At 69.9% G+C, this 20,164-nt stretch carries 14 protein-coding genes; 7 read left to right on the plus strand and 7 right to left on the minus strand.

What is annotated here, in order from left to right; genetic code table 11:
- The first annotated feature begins 143 nt into the window (after positions 1-143).
- The gene (locus ACZ6JT_RS30260) at positions 144-4,718 is read left to right on the plus strand and encodes a HAMP domain-containing protein (protein ID WP_469214603.1); all 4,575 of its coding nucleotides are present in this window, start codon (positions 144-146) and stop codon (positions 4,716-4,718) included.
- 137 nt (positions 4,719-4,855) lie between these two features.
- Complete coding sequence (locus ACZ6JT_RS30265) at positions 4,856-7,243, plus strand: SpoIIE family protein phosphatase (protein ID WP_469214605.1); 2,388 nt, start codon at positions 4,856-4,858, stop codon at positions 7,241-7,243.
- Positions 7,244-7,458: 215 nt separating this feature from the next.
- Here the strand turns inward: ACZ6JT_RS30265 and ACZ6JT_RS30270 are convergent, their stop codons facing one another.
- The 4 genes from ACZ6JT_RS30270 to ACZ6JT_RS30285 form a co-directional block, all read right to left on the minus strand.
- Positions 7,459-7,662 (minus strand): DUF6959 family protein, encoded by a 204-nt coding sequence (locus tag ACZ6JT_RS30270; RefSeq protein ID WP_469214607.1) that lies wholly within the window; start codon positions 7,660-7,662, stop codon positions 7,459-7,461.
- Between the two features lie 18 nt (positions 7,663-7,680).
- Complete coding sequence (locus tag ACZ6JT_RS30275; protein WP_469214609.1) at positions 7,681-8,064, minus strand: ATP-binding protein; 384 nt, start codon at positions 8,062-8,064, stop codon at positions 7,681-7,683.
- Positions 8,065-9,453: 1,389 nt separating this feature from the next.
- Positions 9,454-9,903 carry an SRPBCC family protein gene (locus tag ACZ6JT_RS30280; protein ID WP_469214611.1) on the minus strand — a complete coding sequence of 150 codons (450 nt, stop codon included), beginning with the start codon at positions 9,901-9,903 and terminating at the stop codon, positions 9,454-9,456.
- A gap of 433 nt (positions 9,904-10,336) precedes the next feature.
- Complete coding sequence (locus ACZ6JT_RS30285; protein WP_469214613.1) at positions 10,337-10,789, minus strand: hypothetical protein; 453 nt, start codon at positions 10,787-10,789, stop codon at positions 10,337-10,339.
- A gap of 130 nt (positions 10,790-10,919) precedes the next feature.
- Between ACZ6JT_RS30285 and ACZ6JT_RS30290 the strand changes: the two genes are divergently transcribed.
- Entirely contained in the window at positions 10,920-11,339 is a 420-nt protein-coding gene (locus tag ACZ6JT_RS30290; protein WP_469214615.1) for a DUF4259 domain-containing protein, read from the plus strand.
- Between the two features lie 458 nt (positions 11,340-11,797).
- Here ACZ6JT_RS30290 and ACZ6JT_RS30295 read toward each other — a convergent pair whose 3' ends face one another.
- From ACZ6JT_RS30295 to ACZ6JT_RS30305, 3 genes are all read right to left on the minus strand, one after another.
- Positions 11,798-11,965 carry a hypothetical protein gene (locus tag ACZ6JT_RS30295; protein ID WP_469214617.1) on the minus strand — a complete coding sequence of 56 codons (168 nt, stop codon included), beginning with the start codon at positions 11,963-11,965 and terminating at the stop codon, positions 11,798-11,800.
- A 66-nt stretch (positions 11,966-12,031) separates the two neighbouring features.
- Positions 12,032-13,996 (minus strand): APC family permease, encoded by a 1,965-nt coding sequence (locus tag ACZ6JT_RS30300; protein ID WP_469214619.1) that lies wholly within the window; start codon positions 13,994-13,996, stop codon positions 12,032-12,034.
- Positions 13,997-14,425: 429 nt separating this feature from the next.
- Positions 14,426-15,844, minus strand: coding sequence for a pre-peptidase C-terminal domain-containing protein (locus ACZ6JT_RS30305; protein ID WP_469214621.1), 1,419 nt, complete (start codon positions 15,842-15,844; stop codon positions 14,426-14,428).
- A 367-nt stretch (positions 15,845-16,211) separates the two neighbouring features.
- On the opposite strand from ACZ6JT_RS30305, the gene ACZ6JT_RS30310 reads away from it, so the two are divergent.
- The 4 genes from ACZ6JT_RS30310 to ACZ6JT_RS30325 are packed head-to-tail and all read left to right on the plus strand — an operon-like array spanning position 16,212 to position 20,132.
- Positions 16,212-17,165 (plus strand): ABC transporter substrate-binding protein, encoded by a 954-nt coding sequence (locus ACZ6JT_RS30310; protein WP_469214623.1) that lies wholly within the window; start codon positions 16,212-16,214, stop codon positions 17,163-17,165.
- A gap of 2 nt (positions 17,166-17,167) precedes the next feature.
- Positions 17,168-18,130, plus strand: coding sequence for an amino acid ABC transporter permease (locus ACZ6JT_RS30315; protein ID WP_469214625.1), 963 nt, complete (start codon positions 17,168-17,170; stop codon positions 18,128-18,130).
- Positions 18,131-18,156: 26 nt separating this feature from the next.
- Positions 18,157-18,909 carry an amino acid ABC transporter ATP-binding protein gene (locus ACZ6JT_RS30320; protein WP_469215007.1) on the plus strand — a complete coding sequence of 251 codons (753 nt, stop codon included), beginning with the start codon at positions 18,157-18,159 and terminating at the stop codon, positions 18,907-18,909.
- Positions 18,906-20,132 (plus strand): M20 family metallopeptidase, encoded by a 1,227-nt coding sequence (locus ACZ6JT_RS30325; RefSeq protein ID WP_469214627.1) that lies wholly within the window; start codon positions 18,906-18,908, stop codon positions 20,130-20,132. The genes ACZ6JT_RS30320 and ACZ6JT_RS30325 overlap by 4 nt, the downstream gene beginning before the upstream one ends.
- Positions 20,133-20,164 lie beyond the last annotated feature (32 nt).

The following is a 20,164-nucleotide window of genomic DNA, read 5'->3' on the forward strand; positions in this document are numbered from 1 at the left end:
CCCGCGAGGTACTCAACGGCGGGGAGCGAACGCAAGTTCACGTGTGGTTCTGAGGGTGCGGGCACATGTGATGGACTGGGGCATGGGACGCTCGAGGGTTGGGGGCGTGCCGTGGGCAGAATGAGAGATGGGGACAGACTGCGATGGCCAAGACGGCTGCTTCGTCACGCGCGGAGGCAACAGGGGCAGGGGCGGTCGGTGAGCCGGAGCTGCGGCAGCTGCTGGCCGGGCTGACGGCCGTACGCGACGGCGACTTCGGTACTCGGCTGCCCGACGAGGCCGACGGCCTTCTGGGGGAGATCGCGACGGTCTTCAACGGGATGGTAGACCAGCTGTCGCTGTTCACGTCCGAGGTGACCCGGGTCGCCCGCGAGGTCGGCACCGAGGGAACGCTGGGCGGCCAGGCCGAGGTCCCGGGGGTGTCCGGTACGTGGGCGGATCTCACGGACTCCGTGAACGCGATGGCCGGCAACCTCACCACCCAGGTCCGCGACATCGCCCAGGTGGCCACCGCAGTGGCGCGCGGCGACCTGTCGCAGAAGATCGACGTCGCAGCCCGCGGCGAAATCCTGGAGCTGAAGGACACCGTCAACACGATGGTGGACCAGCTGTCCTCGTTCGCCGCCGAGGTCACCCGCGTGGCACGTGAGGTGGGTAGCGAGGGACGCCTGGGGGGCCAGGCCGAGGTGCCCGGAGTGGGCGGCGTGTGGCGTGACCTCACCGATTCGGTGAACTTCATGGCCGGTAACCTCACCGACCAAGTCCGCAACATCGCGCAGGTGACCACCGCCGTCGCGAAGGGCGACCTCTCCCAGAAGATCGCTGTTGACGCCCGGGGCGAGATCCTCGAGCTGAAGAACACCATCAACACGATGGTCGACCAGCTGTCCGCGTTCGCGGGCGAGGTCACCCGCATGGCCCGCGAGGTGGGCACGGAGGGCATCCTCGGCGGCCAGGCGGACGTGAAGGGGGTCTCCGGCACGTGGCGTGACCTGACCGACTCGGTGAACTTCATGGCCGGGAACCTGACCTCCCAGGTCCGCTCCATCGCCCAGGTCGCCACCGCCGTGGCCCAGGGCGACCTCTCGCAAAAGGTCCGCGTCGACGCCCGGGGCGAGATCCTGGAACTCAAGACCACGATCAACACGATGGTCGACCAGCTCTCCGCGTTCGCCGACGAGGTCACCCGCGTCGCCCGCGAGGTGGGCACGGACGGACGGCTCGGCGGCCAGGCGGACGTCAAGGGGGTCTCCGGCACGTGGCGTGACCTGACCGACTCCGTGAACTTCATGGCCGACAACCTGACCGCTCAGGTCCGCTCCATCGCCGAGGTCACCACCGCCGTGGCCCAGGGCGATCTGACGCAGAAGATCCGGGTGGACGCGCGCGGGGAGATCCTGGAGCTGAAGGAGACCATCAACACGATGGTCGACCAGCTGTCCGCGTTCGCCGACGAGGTGACCCGGGTGGCCCGCGAGGTCGGTACGGAAGGCAATCTCGGCGGCCAGGCCACCGTCCGTGGCGTGTCGGGCACCTGGAAGGACCTCACCGACAACGTCAACGTCATGGCGTCCAACCTGACCGGTCAGGTGCGGTCGATCGCCCAGGTCGCCACCGCCGTCGCCCGCGGCGACCTGTCACAGAAGATCACGGTGGAGGCGAAGGGCGAGGTCGCCGCGCTGGCCGGCGTCATCAACACGATGGTCGACACGCTGTCCGCCTTCGCCGACGAGGTCACGCGCGTGGCCCGCGAAGTGGGCACCGAGGGCCGGCTCGGTGGCCAGGCCCGGGTCCCCAACGTGGCGGGAACGTGGAAGGACCTCACGGACAACGTCAACTCCATGGCCAACAACCTCACCGGCCAGGTCCGCAACATCGCCCTCGTCACGACCGCCGTCGCCAACGGCGACCTGTCCAAGAAGATCGACGTGGACGCCCGCGGCGAGATCCTGGAGCTGAAGACCACCATCAACACGATGGTCGACCAGCTGTCCTCCTTCGCCGCCGAGGTCACCCGCGTCGCCCGAGAGGTCGGCAGCGAGGGCCGGCTCGGCGGCCAGGCCGAGGTCGAAGGCGTCTCCGGCACCTGGAAGCGGCTCACCGAGAACGTCAACGAGCTGGCCGGGAACCTCACCCGCCAGGTCCGGGCCATCGCCGAGGTCGCCAGCGCGGTCGCCGAGGGCGACCTGACCCGCTCGATCACCGTCGACGCCTCCGGCGAGGTCGCCGAACTCAAGGACAACATCAACTCCATGGTCGGCTCGCTGCGCGAGACCACCCGGGCCAACCAGGAGCAGGACTGGCTCAAGTCCAACCTCGCCCAGATCTCCAGCCTGATGCAGGGCCACCGCGACCTCGCCGTCGTCGCCGAACTCGTCATGGACGAACTCACCCCCCTCGTCGATGCCAGCTACGGAGCCTTCTACCTCGGCGAGGAGATCGACGGCCAGGCGGGGCTCACCCTGATCGGCTCCTTCGGGCGCCCGGTCGAAAGTCCGGCCGCCACCCGGGTGCGGCATGGAGAAACCTTGGTGGGGCAGGCGGCGCGCAGCCGCCGCATCCTCACCACCGACAACGTGCCGGCCGGGTACCTGATCTCCTCCGGCCTCGGGCAAGCGGCGCCGGCTCACCTGATCGTCCTGCCCATCGTCGTCGAGGACCAGGTCCTCGGCGTCATCGAACTTGCCTCCTTCGCCCCCTTCACCGCGGTGCACCGCGACTTCCTGGGCCGGCTGATGGAGACGATCGGCGTCAACGTCAACACGATCGTCGCCAACGCGCGGACCGACGAGCTCCTCGGCGAGTCCCAGCGGCTCACGACGGAGCTGCAGGCCCGATCGGAGGAACTCCAGGTCCAGCAGGAGGAACTCCAGCGCTCCAACGCCGAGTTGGAGGAGAAGGCCGCCCTCCTCGCCAGCCAGAACAGCGACATCGAGGCCAAGAACCTGGAGATCGAACAGGCCCGGCAGGAACTGGAGGACCGGGCGCAGCAGCTGTCGCTGGCCTCCAAGTACAAGTCGGAGTTCCTGGCGAACATGAGCCACGAGCTGCGCACCCCGCTCAACAGCCTCCTGATCCTCGCCCAGCTGCTCGCCCAGAACCCCACCCGCAACCTCACCCCCAAGCAGGTCGAGTACGCGGGCATCATCCACTCCGCCGGCTCCGACCTGCTCCAGCTGATCAACGACATCCTCGACCTCTCCAAGGTTGAGGCGGGCAAGATGGACGTGAACCTGGAGCGGGTCTCCCTCAAGCAGCTCCTCACCTACCTGGAGGCTTCCTTCCGGCCGCTGACGAGCCAGAAGGGCCTGGAATTCGACATCACGACGGCCCCTGGTGTGCCGGTGGACCTTCTCACCGACGATGCCCGCCTGCAGCAGATCCTGCGCAACCTGCTGTCCAACGCGGTGAAGTTCACCGAGCACGGCCGGGTCCACGTCAAGATCGAACCCGCCACGTCGGCAGAGCTCCCCGACGAGCTGGCCCAGGCCGGATCGGTGGTCGCCTTCCGCGTCATCGACAGCGGCATCGGGATCGCCGAGCAGCATCTGGAAGCCATCTTCGCCGCGTTCCAGCAGGCCGACGGCACCACCAGCCGCAAGTACGGCGGCACCGGCCTCGGCCTCTCCATCACCCGCGAGATCGCCCGACTCCTCGGCGGCGCCGTCACCGCAGAGAGCAGCCCGGGCCAGGGCAGCACCTTCACCCTCTACCTCCCCGTCTCGGGAATCGCCGAAGGCGGTACGGCCGCCCTCGAGAGCGCGGAGTCCGCCGGCGCGGAGTCGGCCCAGTCGGACGCCGCTGCCCAGCCGGTCCTCGAAGAGGAGCGGCACCCCCGGCGCATTCTGGTCATCGAGCAGCGCAGCAACGGTCTGCTCAGCCTCGTCGCCGAAAGCGCGGCCGGGGACCTGACCGCAGGACGTGCCGTTACCGTGCCGGCAGACCGTGCCGAGGTCGTCACCGCCGTCACAGCCGCCGACGCAGCGGCTGTCCTGGCGCAGGCACCCTTGCACTGCGTGGTCCTCGAACTCGGATCCGATGGGGAAGGACTGCGCTTCCTCCAGGCCCTCGAAGGGGACAGTGCGCTGGCCTCCCTGCCGGTCCTCGCCCACGACAACCGGCGCATGACCCGGGAGCAGCAGGCGGAGGTCGCCTCGCGCGCCGCCGTCCTGCCGCTGGAAGTGCTCTCCAGCCTGGACGAGCTCCGCGAACGGATCGCCCTGCACCTGTCGGCGGAGCGCCCGGGCGACGTCCCGACCCTCGTGCACGCCGCCGACCACCCCGCCGTCTCCGAGCACGCCGTCGTCGATGCGAGCCTCGCCGGCCGATCGGTCCTCGTCGTCGACGACGACCCGCGCAACCTCTACGCCATCAGCGGGATCCTGGAACTGCACGGGATGCACGTCCTGCATGCCGAGAACGGCCGCAGGGGCATCGAAACCCTGACCGCAACGCCGGGAATCGACTTGATCCTGATGGACGTGATGATGCCGGAACTCGACGGCTACGCGGCCACCACCGAGATCAGGCGCATGCCCGAATACAGCACGCTTCCGATCATCTCGGTCACGGCGAAGGCCATGCCCGGCGACCGCGAGAAGAGCCTGGCCTCCGGCGCGAACGACTACGTCACCAAGCCCGTCGACGCCAACGACCTCATCGCCCGCCTCCGCCGGTGGCTACCGGCCCAGAACACCTCAGGCACCACTTCCGCCTGATACCCCTGGCCACCTACGGAGGAATAGCGACACACACGGTGAACACCACTCCTGACGAAAACCAAGCGACTGCGCCCCACGCCACACCCGCCCCTGCCTCGGCCCCGGCGGCAGTCCATGCCCCAGTCGAGTCAGCCATGGCAGCCGTACAGGGCGACCTCCAGCCGGACCGACGCCCCGGGCCGAGCACTCCCTCTGCCCAGGAGGCCGGCCGGCTCGCGGCGACCGTGGAGCGACTGCGCGAGGAGGCGTTGGAAGCCCAGTCAGCCGCCGATGGCCGTGCTCTCGTGGAACTCGCGAAGGGCATTCTCGTCGGACAACTCGGCTGCGGGCCCGCCGAGGCATCACGGCAGCTGGCCAAGCTCGCCGAACAGTCCGGCACCACCCTGCTCGCTCTCGCCGTCGACGTCATCAACCAAGCCGCCCGTGACCGTGTCAGCGAAGTCGCGCAGCAGTTCCTCGCCACCGCTGTCGCCGAGCCGGCTTCCGCCGCGGCGCCGGCCGTCCGGTTGCGGGCAGCGGAAAGCCGGGTTCTGGCGGCGGGGGACACGCAGGCCGTCGCTGCGGCGCTCCTCGACAACGCGCTCGCCCCTCTCGGTGCTCACGGCGTCGCGATCTGGGTCACCGGAGCCGATTCCTCGCTCACCCTGGCCGGACAGGCGGGCTTCACCCAGGAGGACGCCGACCGCTGGCGCTACGTCCCACCCGAGGTCGCCACCTGCGCCCGGCTCGCCCTCACCCACCGCGAGCTCTCCATCGTCACCAGCCTCTCGCAAGCCAGTCTGCCGACCATCGGCCGACGCCGGCACCCCGACGGCGGCCGCGTCGTCATCCCGGCAGGGACCGGCGGCCGCATCCACGGCGTCCTGGAAATCGGCTGGCCCCAGCCCCTGCCCCCACAGCCCGTACAGATCATCCGCCAGCTCGAGGCGCTCGCCGAACTCTGCGCTCACACCCTCGAAGAGCAGTACCCTCACAGCACCCCGGGCACTCCAGGCGCCGCGCACCATGCGGCCCTGGCGGAACTCACCGACCTCGCCGGGCACCTTGACGACACGGCTCTCGTCCTCGCCCCCGTCCTGGACACCGACGGCCGCCTCGCCGACTTCCGCATCCACCACGTCAACAACAGCTTCATCGACCCTGCCGGCCGGCCCCGCTCCATGGTCACCGGCCGCCACTTCCTCGAGATCTACCCGGCAGCGGGTGAGGGCGGGGGACTCTTCGACAAACTGGAGAGGACCTTCGCCACCGGCGAAGCCTGCCAGGCCCTGCGCACCGTACTGACCACCTTCGTGGGAGAAGTCCCCCTCACCACCGTCGCCGACGTGCGCATCAGCCGGCACGGTTCCGCCCTCCTCCTCATCTGGAAGATCGAGGACGAGAAGGCCCGGCTCGCCAACCTGCTGCAGCACGCCCAGCGCCTCGGCCGGGTCGGCGGCTTCGAACAGAACATGCACACCGGGGCGATCAGCTGGAACGAGCAGCTGTTCACCTTGTTCGGGCTGCCGCTGACCGCCACCCCCGTCCCCCTCGAGGACCTCGCCGCTTACGTACACGCCCACGACGTCAACTCCATCGGACGGTTCCTGCGCACCCTCCTGCACAGCCAGCGCGAATCATCCGTGGAGTTCCGCCTCCAACGGCCCGACGGCATCACCCGGCACATCCGCATGGTTGCCGAACCCGTACTCGATGACCACGGCCGCCTCTACTCGGTGCGCGGTGCCTGCCAGGACGTCTCGTCCCAGCACTGGACCGAGGTCGCGCTCGCCGCTACCCGCGACCAGCTCGCCGACACCGAGGCCGAATCAGCCGACCGCAGCCGCCTCGCCCTCCAACTGCAGCACGCCATCATGCCGCCGGCCCCCGCAGCACTTGAGGTACCCGGCATCCGGATCGCGGTGCGCTACCGACCGGCCGAATCCGAGTCGCTCGTCGGCGGCGACTGGTACGACTCCGTCGTCCTCCCCAACGGCAGGATCCTTCTGAGCGTCGGCGACGTCGCCGGACACGGCATCCAGGCCGCCACCGGCATGGTCGTCCTACGCAACGCCCTCCGCGGACTGGCCGTCACCGGCGCAGGCCCCGCACAACTCCTCGCCTGGCTCAACAGCGTCGCCTTCCACCTCACCAGTAACCTCACGGCCACCGCCGTGTGCGCCGTCTACGACCCCCAGACCCGCACCCTGCGTTGGGCCCGAGCCGGCCACCTGCCCCCGGTCCTCGTGCGCGGAGCGGACGCCCAGCCCTTCCCGCTCACCTCAGGACTCCTGCTCGGAGCACTGCCCGACGCGACCTTCGCGGAGGAAGAGGTGCAACTCGAAGCGGAGGACATCCTCCTCATGTACACCGACGGACTCGTCGAGCGTCGTGACATCGCGGTCACCGACTCCCTCGCCCAGCTGCTCACTGTCGCGTCGCGGTCCGCTGAGACGCTGGAGAAGCGACTGGACACAGTACTGACGTACAGCGCGTCCGACACCGATGACGACACCTGCCTCATCGGAATCGAGGTCCGCTGAGGGGAGTCGGCGGGGAGCGCCGTACGGCCGCACCGCGGAACTGACGCGGCAAGGCTGCGCGACACCAGCATCCGCAACCCTGCCGCAGGGCCGCGCGCAGGCGGTGATCCGGATCGGCGCAGCTGTTCCCGGTCGAGGCTGAGGAGGGCGTGATCGGGGTGGGGGCCCAGGCGCAGCCACAGCCGGCCGTCGCAGCCTCGTGGGCGCCATCGACGTCACCCTGGCCACAGGCCCACGATTTCGGCAACATCGCCGCGGATGATCGAGAGCGAGTCACCCTGGATCAGCACCCCCGGGAAGCGACGTGGAGGCAGACGGACGACCGCGTCGTTGCCCGGGTCCGTGTCACGGAAGCGCGGGCACAGCCAAAATTCGAGAGCCGCATTAGAGAAACAGTCACTTACGCCGCGGCTCCTCATGAGGGAGGTCGAGAAGTACTAGCCGGGGTGGGTGGGGAGGGTGGCGACGATGGTTTTTCCGGTGCGGTGGAAGCGGGTGAAGGTGCTGGGGGCGAGGGTTTTCACGACCCGCCATCCGAAGCCGCCGGGGGTGTTCGGGGAGGGCGGGCGCAGGTGTGGTTGGGCGGCCGAGCCGTCGGAGACCTCGATGGTGACCTGCCCGGCCCGGACGGTGATGTGGAAGCCGGTGACGCCGCCTGCGTGGCGGATCGCGTTGGAGACGAGTTCGCTGACCACGGTCAGCACGTCGGCGACCAGGGCATCGGAAGCGTGGTGTTCGGCGAGGACATGGCGGGCGGACTCCCGTGCCTGCGCGCAGTTCATCTTCGCCGGCAGACCGGTCCTGCCTGATCGGGGCTTCATGCGAAGCGCCTGCCCCAGGCGGTGCCAGAGATGCCGGCTGCCCGCTGCCAGCGGCTCACCCGGCATGGCCGGGAGTCTCGCGGATCTCGAACAGCGCCAGGGTTCCGGTCATCTCCATCATCCTGCGCAGCTGGGAGGGGAGCGGGCCCTGGAGGCAGTCCGGCGGTGTCGAGGTCGAACTCGCCGGAGCAGACGACCACGCGCACACCGTCGGCCTCGGGCTTGACTGTCACCTGGGGCGCCTTCACGCGTCCTCCCGGAGATACGAGCGGATGGGCACCCGGTGACGGTAGTGGATGTCTCTCGCGCCCCGGTACTCAGCCCGGGGAAGCGGAGCAGGACTCGGCGCGGAGGGTGAAGAGGTCGCGGGTGCCGGTGAGGTCCAGCAAGTTGCAGGGCCTGCTCGCAGGGACCGAGGAGTTCCAGCGTTCCACCCGCCAGGCTGACGCGGTGGCGCAGGGCCAGCCGCATCACCAACCTGCCCGGACGACACACGATCCGGAAGAGACGACCTGGTGCACGCTCTGACGCCGATGTTCCTCAGGCCCCTACCCGAACCGTGCGCGGGTCTCGACAGGGCGGTGGCGGCGGTCTGATTGCGCCGCCGGTTACGTACGACAGGCTGCCAGCGGGAGCGGACCGAGGCGTCGATGCGGTCGTTGATGGGATTCGGCGGGTCTTCTGCTCGCCCGTGCGCTAGCGCTCCGCCGAGCGCCGACTCACGCCCGGCTCCTGCGCGATGGCTTTGGTCGCCTTCAGCTTGCCCGTCAGGAAGTTGATGCGGCCCTTCAGCGTAGAGAGGGATGGGCCGCTCCGGACGGGTCTCCTGGCTGCCCTCGGGCAGGGTGGGGTCGGGCCGAATGTCCCGGCGGGCCCGGCGATGGGTGTCCGGGCAGGGACCCATCGCCGGGAGAGCGCCACACGAGGTGCGGGGCAGGCGACAGGTGCGGCAGACGGGTAGCGCCGCGTCGCGACGGCGGTCACGAACAGGGTTGTTCGATGTTGACGAGGCGCCGCCCCTCGGCCCGGGGGACCGAGGGCGGGCGCTCTTGGAGCAGTTGGGCTGCACCCGGAAGGCGGGGATGGCGGGATCGGCGGGTGAAGGATCCCTTTGGATGCGACCCGGCCCTCCCGGCCTCTTCCGGGACAGCGGACCGTGCGGCGGCGCGCCGCGCTGTTGTTTCTCGCGCCGTCGACGCAAGAGATCTGGCGTTCCTGCTGGACATGCTTGGCCTGCGGCCCGGCACCGGCCCCCGAGCGATCACGCCCACCGGGGTGGAGGGCTGACCCCCTCGGTGATGCCCGGGGGCCCGGCGCCCGGGCACGTTTCCCCAGCTCGGCCGGGAGAGCCGGCAGAGCGGGCGCGGGCCCCAGTGCCCAGAGCGCGCGTCAGACTTCGCCGCGCCAGGATCCCGTCTCGCTGCCGCGGTCCTCGATGTACTGCTTGAACCGCTTCAGGTCGCCGGTGATCTGCCGCTTGACGAAGCCGAGCTTGTCGCCGACGTTCTCCGCGAAGCCGTCCGGGTCGTAGTCGAGCTGCAGCATCACCTTGGTCTTGTTGTCGCCGAGGTGATGGAAGGTGACGACGCCAGCCTGCTTCACGTCGCCGCCCAGGGTGGTCCAGGCGACGCGTTCGTCGGGAATCTGCTCGGTGATCTCCGCCTCGAACTCCTTGGTCACCCCGCCGACCTTCGTCACCCAGTGCGTCATGGTGTCGGTGCGCTGATCGATGCGCTCCACACCCTCCATGAAGTGCGGGAACGACTCGAACTGCGTCCACTGGTTGTATGCGGTGCGTACGGGGACATCGACCTCGACGGACTCTTCGACCTGCGACATCAGAGCGACCTTTCCTGTTCTCGGGCCGGGCGGTTGACCCGGCCGTACGCGGGGAGCCCTTCCCCTGGACACGCTCCTGCCCGCGCTGAGCCCCTTCATCACCCCCGAACAGGCGCACTAATTCTCGAATCCGCCTAGCCCCCTGTTCTGACGAGAGCGCAGACCTCACGTGAAGTCGCGTGGATGCGCGTACACCGGCGGCTACGCACGCCGGCGTTTGCCGGTGACGGGCTGGGGACCCGCCCGCCGGCGGGCCAGGCGGGATGCAGAGCGGAAGTCGGGAGCAAACAGCGCAGCCATCGGGGGTAGCGGCCCGATCCTGGGAAGGGGAACCCATGCGCCGCATCACGCCACCTGCACCGGCAGGACACAATGGGCCCGATCGCACCGACCCGGTCAAGAGGACCCGCCGACGTCCCTGGGGGAGGGGCGGTCAGAAGCTCCAGCTGTAGAGGCCGCCACCCGTATTCACCGCAGACGCTGCGAGGCGGGCAACGCCTTGCAGGACTGCCAGCAGGTCATCGTCGGTCATCTCGTCTCCGTCCTCGGATCGGAGGCGCGTGGTCCAGCGGCCTGCAAGCTCTTCCAGCTCGGCGGAGCTCGCGTTGGCCAGCGCCCGGGTCAAACGCTGCGGCAGAGCGAACACCTCAACGCCGTCGTTCAACGGGGCAGTGACCCACTCCGGCCACGCCCATCCAAGGTGCCGCTCGACAGGTAGGGCCTCGGCCGAAGGCTCCTGGAAGTACGTGTCCCATTCGGCGATGGCACTATCCGGCTCAATGAAACGGCAGGTCACTGACTCAAAGGCCTCACCAGGTCCCCGCAGGCGCGTCGCAGCAGCTGTCTCGTCGTCGGCGGCGAGGAAGAACACTATGTCGTGGGCCATCTGAGCATGATGGCCGGGTGGCATCTGTCTCGACCAGTCACATGCGACTGAAGCCCCGCTCTGGACTGCGCGGCTTCTGTCAGTGGCCTCTGTCAGGATGCCCCGGTCAACATCGTGATCAGGAGAGAGCATGGGCACTTGGGACGTCGGCCCTTTCGACAACGACACCGCAGCGGACTTTGGCGGTGACCTTGATGAGGCAGCTGCAGGCGAACGTGAGGGCATCGTCCGTAGTGCTCTCACACGTGTGATCGACACCGCGGCTTACCTCGAAGCACCCGAATCCGAGGTAGCCGTCGCCGCGGCCGCGCTCGTCGCGGCGCAGTGCCCCGGGGGCGAGCCGGCCGATCCAATCTACGGGCCTGAGGAGTCCCTGCCGGATCTCACTGGCCTGCGCGATCTCGCCCTTCAGGCCCTCGACCGCATCATGACCGAACCGTCCGAACTGATGGATCTATGGGCCGAGTCGGATGGCGAACCCTGGCGTGCGAACATCCGCCGCCTGCGGAACGTGCTCCTGCCACGGCCATCGGAGAACAGCTCAGCCTGATCTGACCCACCCCGACGCGCACCCGTCCTACCCGGAAGGTCACTACGAGCGCAGCGTACGACGGCCGACGCCCTCGGCAGCGGGTCCTCCCGCGCGCCGCCCGCCTGCGGGAGCTGCGGGAATGCGGCGTCGAGGGCGTCAGGGGTCCGGCATGCCTCCGCTGCGGACGGATCCGCCGGTTGTGCGGCCTGGTGCCCGGCGGCCGGGTGGGCCGCGGCTCTGAGGAAGTCCTCGCAGCCCACGCCAACTCCTGCTAGTACTCCGCTGGTCGGTGCTGCCCCGTGCCCGCACCCGCGCCGCCCGACGAGGTCCAGGAGGACTACGTCGGGTGTGCATGCGGCCGCTCCGAGTTCCAACGTGCCGGTGTCCGTGCCGGCTTCGTGGGCCTGGAACTTGCGGGCGTGGAGAACCCGCTTCAGGGGTCGGGTGCGGGGCCGTGGGGCCGTGGGGTCAGTTGCCTACGGTCGGTAGATCAGCTCCGTCACGAACGCCACGATCATGGTCCACACGCCGATGCCGAGCAGCCACCACCACTCGGTGGCTGCGCCCGCCACGATCATGGCGATCGCGCCCAGTGTGAGGATGGTGATCCTGAGCCGCATTCGGCGGTCCGGCGTGGGGGCCATGGTCTGGCATGCCTTTCGGTCTCCGGCCTCGGTACTTTCGCGAGTGGCGGCGTACGGCTGGGGTCGTCAGCCTCCGACGTGGATGCCGGGGCGGCGCGCGGGGTCGGGTTCGTGGCTGCGGATGATCTCGCGGGTGACCGGGGCGGTGTCGCCGCGTCCGAGGAGGAAGTAGCGGACCATGTGTACGAGCGGGCTGCCCTCCGCCCAGGCGAAGTGGCAGTGCGGCTGCACTCCGGTGGCATCTCGCAGGGCCAGCAGGATGGCGGCGATGGCGTTCGGTGCGGCCGGGGCGGCCGCGCGCAGGATCCGGTAGCCGCCTACCTCGGCCCCGTGGACGGTGAGGGTCTCGCTGAAGTCGGAGGGGTCGACCACGTCGATCTCGAGGAAGATGACGTCGGCGCGGCCGGGGACGGGGTTGACCCCGCGCTGTTCGCGTTCCTTGTCGCGGTACTCGGCGACGTCGCCGGCCTGCCGGCGGTTGGCGATGAGGTTGATCGCGTTGTCGTGGGCGAGGGTGTCGTCGATGAACCGGCGGGCGTCGGCGTCGAAGACGATGCGGTCGGCGCGCAGCTCGGTGGTGCGGGAGACGCGGGAGATCAGCGAGACGACGATGATGCCGGCGATGAAGAACGCGGAGATGACGATGCCGTCGGGCTTGTCGATGATGTTGGCGATCAGGGCGTAGAGCAGGACGGCGGTGAGCAGGGCGAAGCCGACGGTCGCGGCCCGGCGCCGCCGGCGCGCGACGGAGACGGTGACGGCGAAGGCGCCGGAGACCATCATGGCGAGGATGCCGGTGGCGTACGCGCCGGCCTGCTCGTCGACGTCGGCGTCGAAGGCGATCGTGATGAGGATGCACAGGAGCGTGTAGACGATCACGACCGGCCGGACGGCGCGTCCCCACTCGGGCGCCATGCCGTAGTCCGGCAGGTAGCGCGGGACGATGTTGACCAGTCCCGCCATGGCGGAGGCTCCGGCGAACCACAGGATCAGGATGGTGCTGATGTCGTAGACCGTGCCGAACGCCTCGCCGACCTGCTCGTGGGCCAGCCACGCCAGGGCACGGCCGTTCGCGGCGCCCCCTGGTTCGAACAGTTCGTGGGGGATGAGGAGGGTGGTGACGAAACTCGCGGCCAGCAGGTAGACGCTCATGATGAGCGCGGCGGTGGTCAGCAGCCTGCGGGTGTTGCGGATCCGCGAGCGCAGTCGCTGTTCGGCGTCGGCGCCTTCGGCGGCGACGAGCGGCATCATGCTCACGCCGGTCTCGAAGCCCGACAGACCGAGCACCAGCAGCGGGAAGGCGAGCAGCGCCGGGCCCATGAGGTCACCGAAGCCGCCTCCGCCCGACGCGAGGGCGTCGGTCCACGCGGACCAGGCCCCGGGGGTGGTGAACACGTGGACCAGCCCGACGCCGATGACGACCGCGTTCAGTGCGAGGAAGACCGCGACCAGGGGGATGGCCACGCTGACCGCCTCGCTGAACCCCAGCAGGAACACCCCGCCGAGCACGAGCAGCAGCACCACCGTCAGGGCGACCTCGTGGCCGTGCAGGGCCGCGGGGAAGAAGGGGTTCTCCACGACGTGCACGGACGCGTCCGCGGTGGACAGCGTGATGGTGATGATCCACGAGGTGGCCACGAAGCCGAGCAGGACCAGGACGAACAGCTTGCCCCACCAGAACGGCAGCAGGTCCTCCAGCATCGCCACCGACCCGGCGCCGTGCGGGCTCTCCTTCGCCACCCGCCGGTACATCGGCAGCATGCCCAGCAGCGTCAACGCCACGATCAGCAGCGTCGCCAGCGGTGAGACCGCCCCTGCGGCGAGCGCGGCGATCGCGGGTACGTAGGCCAGGCTGGAGAAGTAGTCGACACCGGTCAGGCACATCACCTTCCACCACGGGTGCGGCTTGGCATGCCCCTCGTCGGCCGCCGGTCCCACCGGCTGCACCTGGTGCCGCAGCATCCACCGCCCCAGCCCGCCCGACGGCTGGGGCCGAAGGGCTGGGCTCTCCACCACCTCGGGCATACCCATGCGATCCGCGTCCCTCATATCCCCCATCAACCCTTTCCGGTCACTCACATCACGTCACCGGCCACCAGCGCGGAGGCCTCACGGCGATCATCGAGTATGGGCCCGCCGCCGACGCGGCCCCGCACCGGACGGACCAGTGCCCTCACCCGCCCTGCCCTTGTGCCCAGCGGACCATCCACCATCCCGACCGCCCGCCCCGGCCTGAACAAGCCGCGTCGTCAGGGGGAAAAGCCCCGCTCAGCGCGATGCCGTGACCCCCGTGCTGTGCCCGCCCGGAGGCGACCACAGGCCCTCGTGCGGCGTCCTGCGTCGCGAAATCCATACGAATCCCTAACGCCGCTCGAGGGCGCGCAGAAGCGCCGGGCGGCGGGCCGCGCGGCCGGTGGCCGGTGGCCGGAGGCGCTGGTTCGGTGGCGGCGCAGCGGGGTCTCAGCCGGAGGTGAGCGTGCAGGTGTAGGGCGCCGAGCCCGACCCGCGATATGCCTCGAGCTCCACGTAGTAGGTGCCGGAACCGGCGGCTGTCCTGGTGAAGGAGAGGGACTCCGCGATGCCGGCGCCGTTGTTCACGGACCGTTCCAGGGTGCTGCCGGCGGAGTCGAGGAGGTAGAGGTCGGCGTCGTAGGCGGCGGGCACCTGGCACTGCACGCCGAGGCGCTGCCCCGAGGCGAGTGCGACGCGGAAGTAGTCGCGGTCGGTGGTCGTCTGCATGCTGCCGCCGAGGGAGAGGACGGAGGAAAGGCCGCCGGCGTCGTCGGCGTCGGCCCGGGTGTCGTTCGGCTCGGACTCCTGGAGCGCGGAGCCGCTGCAGGAGGTCTGGGGGGTGCCGCTGTAGGGGGCTGCGTCGATGACTCCAGCAGTGACGCCGCGCAGGTAGTAGCCGCAGGTGGGCCGGTTTCGGAAGTCGTAGGTCTGGCCGGGGCCCAGGCGCCAGATCTTGTAGCCGGAGAAGGTCAGGGGCTTGCCGGAGACGGCCTTCTCCGGCTGGTGGTCGCCGAGGACCACGTACGCCTCCTTGCCGTAGAGGGTGGCCAGGCCGTTCCTGTCGAGGTACAGCGAGCTGCCCTCCTCCACGCCGACGCCCCAGGCCTTGCCGCCGGAGGTCCGGCCGTCCTTGATCGCGCGGGCCACGAAGGCCATGGTGCGGCCCATTCGGTCGCGGGTGGTGAAGTGCGAGTCGTTGATCACGTCCGCGTAGTCGGGCCACCCGAACATGCCGGTGGTGAAGGTGATGTAACCGTCGTAGGGGTTCGCCAGTGCCTCGGCGCTGGTGACGCTGCCCTTGCACGCGTCGTACACCACGGGGCTGTTGATGTGGTGCCCCGCGCTGCCGCCGCCCGAGCCGCCGCCCTTGGCGACGACGGACTCCACCGAGGCCTCCAGCGCGGTGCCCTTCCAGGCGGCGTAGCGGCACTGGTCCCCGCCCGCGAAGTACACGAACTCCGCGTTGCGGATGTCGGTGTTGACCTGGCTGTCGTTGCCGTCGGAGGCGGTAGTGAGGGTCCAGCTGGTACAGGAGTTGACGCCCGGCAGCGCCATGACCGCGTCGCACTCGGGGGTGGGGCTGCCCGAGGCGGGGGCGGAGCCGGCCAGCACCACGACGTCCAGGCTGCCGGTGCCGCCGCGGATGGCGTCGACGGCTGCGGACATCGAGCCGGGGACGATCTTGCCGTCGCCGTTCATGGTGAAGGCGGGGCCCTGCCAGGAGGCGCGGCCGGCATCGGAGGAACTGCCCAGGCGGATACGGGAGGCCGCCGCCTGGGCGTTCCCGGTGGAGACGAGCGCGCCGGACAGCGTGAGCAGTGCGACGGCGGCCGAGGTCAGCGCGGCGCGGCGGGAACGTGAGCCCATGGATGCTCCGAGGGGTGGGGGAGGGGATCCGCCCGGGCGCACGGCATGGCGATGCCGTGCACGCAGTGCGGTGGACACCGCGGCGAGCGCCAGGGCGGGCTTGGTGGTAGCGGAACTTACAAGTCGGTGCGGAATCGCGATAGATGTACGGCGGAATCTCGTCCGCCGACGCGCCGGACGGCGCTCCTGACGGGCCAGAGAGCAGGTGTGGCGGCCCGCCCGCAGAGCTTTCGGCCCGTTACGCGAATGTAACGGGCGATACATCTAGCTAATCGAAACGCGGTTCTGTAACTTCCGGGGTGCAGTCGACTGGCGAACCGAACACCGAACGCCCCCCTACGGCCCCACACGAGAGGCCCATCCATCCATGTACTCCCTTGTGTCCCGCAACCTGCTCACGGCGGCCGCGGCCGCCGCCGCGCTCGCCACCCTCACCTCCTGCTCCGGCTCCGGCCCCGATTCCGCAGGCGCCGCCTCTGCCGAGCAGACCACCGTCGCCGGGGTGACGATCTCCCGGGACAAGGCGCTGTACGACGCGCTGCCCGAGGCGGTCCGGAAGTCCGGCACCGTACGGGTGGCCACCGATGTGCCGTACGCGCCGTTCGAGATGTTCGTCGCGGAGGGCAAGCCGGAACTGACCGGGCTCGACTACGACCTGGGCCAGGCGCTGGGCGCGAAGCTCGGCGTGAAGTTCGCCTTCACCCCGCAGAAGTTCGACGGGATCGTGCCCGCCATTCAGGCCGGGAAGTTCGACGCGGCGATGTCCGCCATGACCGACAACAAGGAGCGCCGGCAGGTCGTCGACTTCGTCGACTACTCCGTCTCGGGCTCGGGGATCATGGTCGCCAAGGGCAACCCGGAGAAGATAGCCACCCTGGACGATCTGTGCGGGAAGAAGGCCGCCGTCCAGGCCGCCACCAACCAGCTCGACCTCCTCAAGGAACACCAGGCCGCCTGCAAGGCAGCCGGCCGGGCCGAGATCGACATCCAGACCTTCCCCAAGGACTCCGACGCGCAGCTCGCCCTTCGCTCCGGCAAGGCCGTCGCCCAGGTGCAGACGAAGCCGGCGGCGGGCTGGACCGCCAAGACCGCCGACGGCGGCACCACCTTCGAGGTCGTGGACGACCCCCAGGCCGCGGGCGGCTACGGCGCCTCACCGAACGGCATCGCGGTGTCCAAGAAGCTCCCGCAGCTCAGCGACGCCATCCACAAGGCGCTCCAGGCCCTCATCGACGACGGCACCGTCACCAAGATCTTCGACAAGTACGGCGTCGCCTCCATCGCCGTCAAGGAAGCCACCAAGAACGGCGGGGACAACTAGCCGTGGCCGCCGCGACCACCTCCGCACCCCCCGACCGCAACCCGGCCCCCGCCCCTTCCGACCTGCACGTCGTACCCGTACGCCACTGGAGCCGCTGGGTCGCCGCCGTGGCCGCCGTCACCGCCCTGGCCGGGCTGGCCGATTCCCTCGCCAAGAACGACAACCTGCACTGGGACGTCGTCGGCCGCTACCTCTTCGCCGATCTCGTCTTCGACGGCCTGGCCACCACCCTGTGGCTGACGGCCGCCGCCATGGCGCTGGGACTCGGTCTGGGCACACTCGTCGCCGTCATGCGGCTCTCCGAGAGCCCCGTCCTGTCCTGGCTGGCCGGCCTGTTCGTCTGGGTCTTCCGCGGCACACCGCTGCTGGTGCAGATCATCTTCTGGGGCTACGCCGGCGCCCTCTACAAGTACCTGAAGATCGGTGTCCCCTTCACCGACATCACCTTCTTCAGCATCGAGACCAACTCCCTGCTCACCCCCACCGTCGCGGCCCTGCTCGCCCTCGGACTGAACGAGGCCGCATACGCCTCGGAGATCGTCCGCGCCGGCATCCAGTCCGTCGACCCCGGCCAGAGCGAGGCCGCCCACTCCCTCGGCATGCGCCCGGCCCTGACCATGCGCCGGATCGTGCTGCCCCAGGCCATGCGCGTCATCATCCCGCCCATGGGCAACGAGACCATCAACATGCTCAAGATGACCGCGCTGGTCTCCGTCATCTCCGCGCACGACCTGATGTCCAACATCCAGGACGTCTACGCCCAGAACTACCAGGTCATCCCGATGCTCGTGGTCGCCAGCCTCTGGTACCTGGCCCTGGTGTCCCTGCTCGGCATCCCCCAGTCCTGGCTGGAGCGCCGCTACGGCCGCGGCACCGCGCGGGCCGTGCACCTCTCCCCGCTGCGCCGCATGCTCGGCGGCGCAGCCGGTCTCATCCGAACGATCCCCAAGGAGGCCGGCCGGTGACCGCGACCGCGTCCGACACCGCGCCCATGCTGCACGCCGACGGGGTGCGCAAGCACTTCGGCAGGCTGGAGGTGCTCAAGGGCATCGACCTGACGGTCGAGCGCGGCCAGGTGTGCTGCCTGCTGGGCCCCTCCGGCTCCGGCAAGTCCACCTTCCTGCGCTGCATCAACCACCTGGAGAAGATCGACGGCGGCCTGCTCTCCGTCGAGGGCGACCTCGTCGGCTACCGCCGCCAGGGCGAGAGGCTGCTCGAACTGCGCGAGCGGGAGGTCGCCGACCGCCGCCGGGAGATCGGCATGGTCTTCCAGCGGTTCAACCTCTTCCCCCACATGACGGCCCTGGAGAACGTCATGGAGGCACCCCTCAAGGTGACCGGCGTGCCGCGGTCGCAGGCCCGCCAGGAAGCCGAGCAACTCCTCTCGGATGTCGGCCTCGCCGACCGGGCCGGACACTACCCGGCGCAGCTCTCCGGCGGCCAGCAGCAACGGGTGGCCATCGCGCGGGCGCTGGCGATGAAGCCCAAGCTGATGCTCTTCGACGAGCCCACCTCCGCGCTCGACCCCGAACTGGTCGGCGACGTCCTCGACGTGATGCGCCGGCTCGCCGACGACGGCATGACGATGATCGTCGTCACCCACGAGATCGGCTTCGCTCGCGAGGTCGCCGACACGGCCGTCTTCATGGACGACGGGATCGTGGTCGAAGCGGGCGACCCCCGCCTGGTCCTCGTCGACCCGGAGCAGGAACGCACCCGCGCCTTCCTCTCCAAGGTCCTGTGACCGCCCCCGCCGGCCGGCGGCCCCCGCCGGCCCCCGCCCTCCTCACCCACGCCAGGCACCACCTGCCCGCCTACCTGCGCCGCCTGTCCCACCTGGTCTCCATCGACTCCGGCTCCCACAGCCCCGACGGCGTCAACCAGGTCGCGGACTGGCTTCAGGGGCGTCTCGAACGGCTCGGCTTCACCACCGAGCGGTTCACCCCCGCCCCGAGTCCGGGTCCGGCGCTGGGGGACACCCTCGTCGCCCGCCGGACCGGCCGGCTGACCACCGCGGAAGGCGGGCGGCGGATCCTGCTCGCCGCCCACATGGACACCGTCTTCGAGGACGGCACCGCCGCCGAGCGCCCCTTCACCCTCCGCGGATCGATCGCCCACGGACCAGGCGTCAGCGACGACAAGGGCGGACTCCTCGCCGGCCTGACAGCGCTGGAAATCCTCCACGAGACGGGCCACGACGACTACGCCGAGATCGTCTTCCTCGCCACCCCGGACGAGGAGATCGGCGCGCCGGCCAGCCGCCCCTTCACCGAAGCAGCCGCCCGGGGCATGGACTACGCCCTCGCCCTGGAATGCGCCCGCGAGAACGGCGACCTGGTCATCGCCCGCAAGGGAGTGGCCGACTACCGCCTCACCGTCACCGGCCGCGCCGCCCACTCCGGCATCGAACCCGAACGCGGAGCCAACGCCGCCCTGGCAGCAGCCCACCTCGTGGTCGCCCTCCAGAACCTCAACGGCCGGTGGGACGACGTCACCGTCAACGTCGGCAGCATCCACGGCGGCAACCGCCCCAACATCGTCTGCCCGAGCGCCGAACTCCTCGTCGAAGTACGCTCCGCCACACTCGACGGCATCCGCCTCGTCAAACAGGCCATCAACCACGCCGCCGCCAACCCGACGGTTCCCGGCACCCGCGTCCACGTCGACCTCCTCGACCTGTGTGCCCCGATGGAGGACACCGCCGCCTCGCGCACCATGCTCCGCCACGCACAGCGGGCCGCCACCTCCCTGGGCCTCGACATCGACGCCGTCGCCACCGGGGGAGTCGGCGACGCCAACCTGATCGCCGGAGTCGGCGTACCCGTCCTCGACGGCCTCGGACCTGTCGGCGGCGCCGACCACAGCCCCGGCGAATGGCTCGACACCACCACCGTCGCGCCCCGCATCGCCCTCCTCGCCACCCTGATCACCCAACTGGGCGCCGCCCCCGACCCCCAGGCCGCCTGACCGTCCCGTCCATCGCTCCTGCCACGCAGCCC

It is taken from the genome of Streptomyces sp. NPDC046308 (assembly GCF_055588065.1).

Coding starts and splice junctions, on each gene's coding strand:
- ACZ6JT_RS30260 (WP_469214603.1), top strand. CDS start 144: ATGGCCAAGACGGCTGCTTCGTCACGCGCGGAGGCAACAGGGGCAGGG.
- ACZ6JT_RS30265 (WP_469214605.1), top strand. CDS start 4,856: ATGGCAGCCGTACAGGGCGACCTCCAGCCGGACCGACGCCCCGGGCCG.
- ACZ6JT_RS30270 (WP_469214607.1), bottom strand. CDS start 7,662: ATGAGGAGCCGCGGCGTAAGTGACTGTTTCTCTAATGCGGCTCTCGAA.
- ACZ6JT_RS30275 (WP_469214609.1), bottom strand. CDS start 8,064: ATGAAGCCCCGATCAGGCAGGACCGGTCTGCCGGCGAAGATGAACTGC.
- ACZ6JT_RS30280 (WP_469214611.1), bottom strand. CDS start 9,903: ATGTCGCAGGTCGAAGAGTCCGTCGAGGTCGATGTCCCCGTACGCACC.
- ACZ6JT_RS30285 (WP_469214613.1), bottom strand. CDS start 10,789: ATGGCCCACGACATAGTGTTCTTCCTCGCCGCCGACGACGAGACAGCT.
- ACZ6JT_RS30290 (WP_469214615.1), top strand. CDS start 10,920: ATGGGCACTTGGGACGTCGGCCCTTTCGACAACGACACCGCAGCGGAC.
- ACZ6JT_RS30295 (WP_469214617.1), bottom strand. CDS start 11,965: ATGGCCCCCACGCCGGACCGCCGAATGCGGCTCAGGATCACCATCCTC.
- ACZ6JT_RS30300 (WP_469214619.1), bottom strand. CDS start 13,996: ATGGGTATGCCCGAGGTGGTGGAGAGCCCAGCCCTTCGGCCCCAGCCG.
- ACZ6JT_RS30305 (WP_469214621.1), bottom strand. CDS start 15,844: ATGGGCTCACGTTCCCGCCGCGCCGCGCTGACCTCGGCCGCCGTCGCA.
- ACZ6JT_RS30310 (WP_469214623.1), top strand. CDS start 16,212: ATGTACTCCCTTGTGTCCCGCAACCTGCTCACGGCGGCCGCGGCCGCC.
- ACZ6JT_RS30320 (WP_469215007.1), top strand. CDS start 18,157: ATGCTGCACGCCGACGGGGTGCGCAAGCACTTCGGCAGGCTGGAGGTG.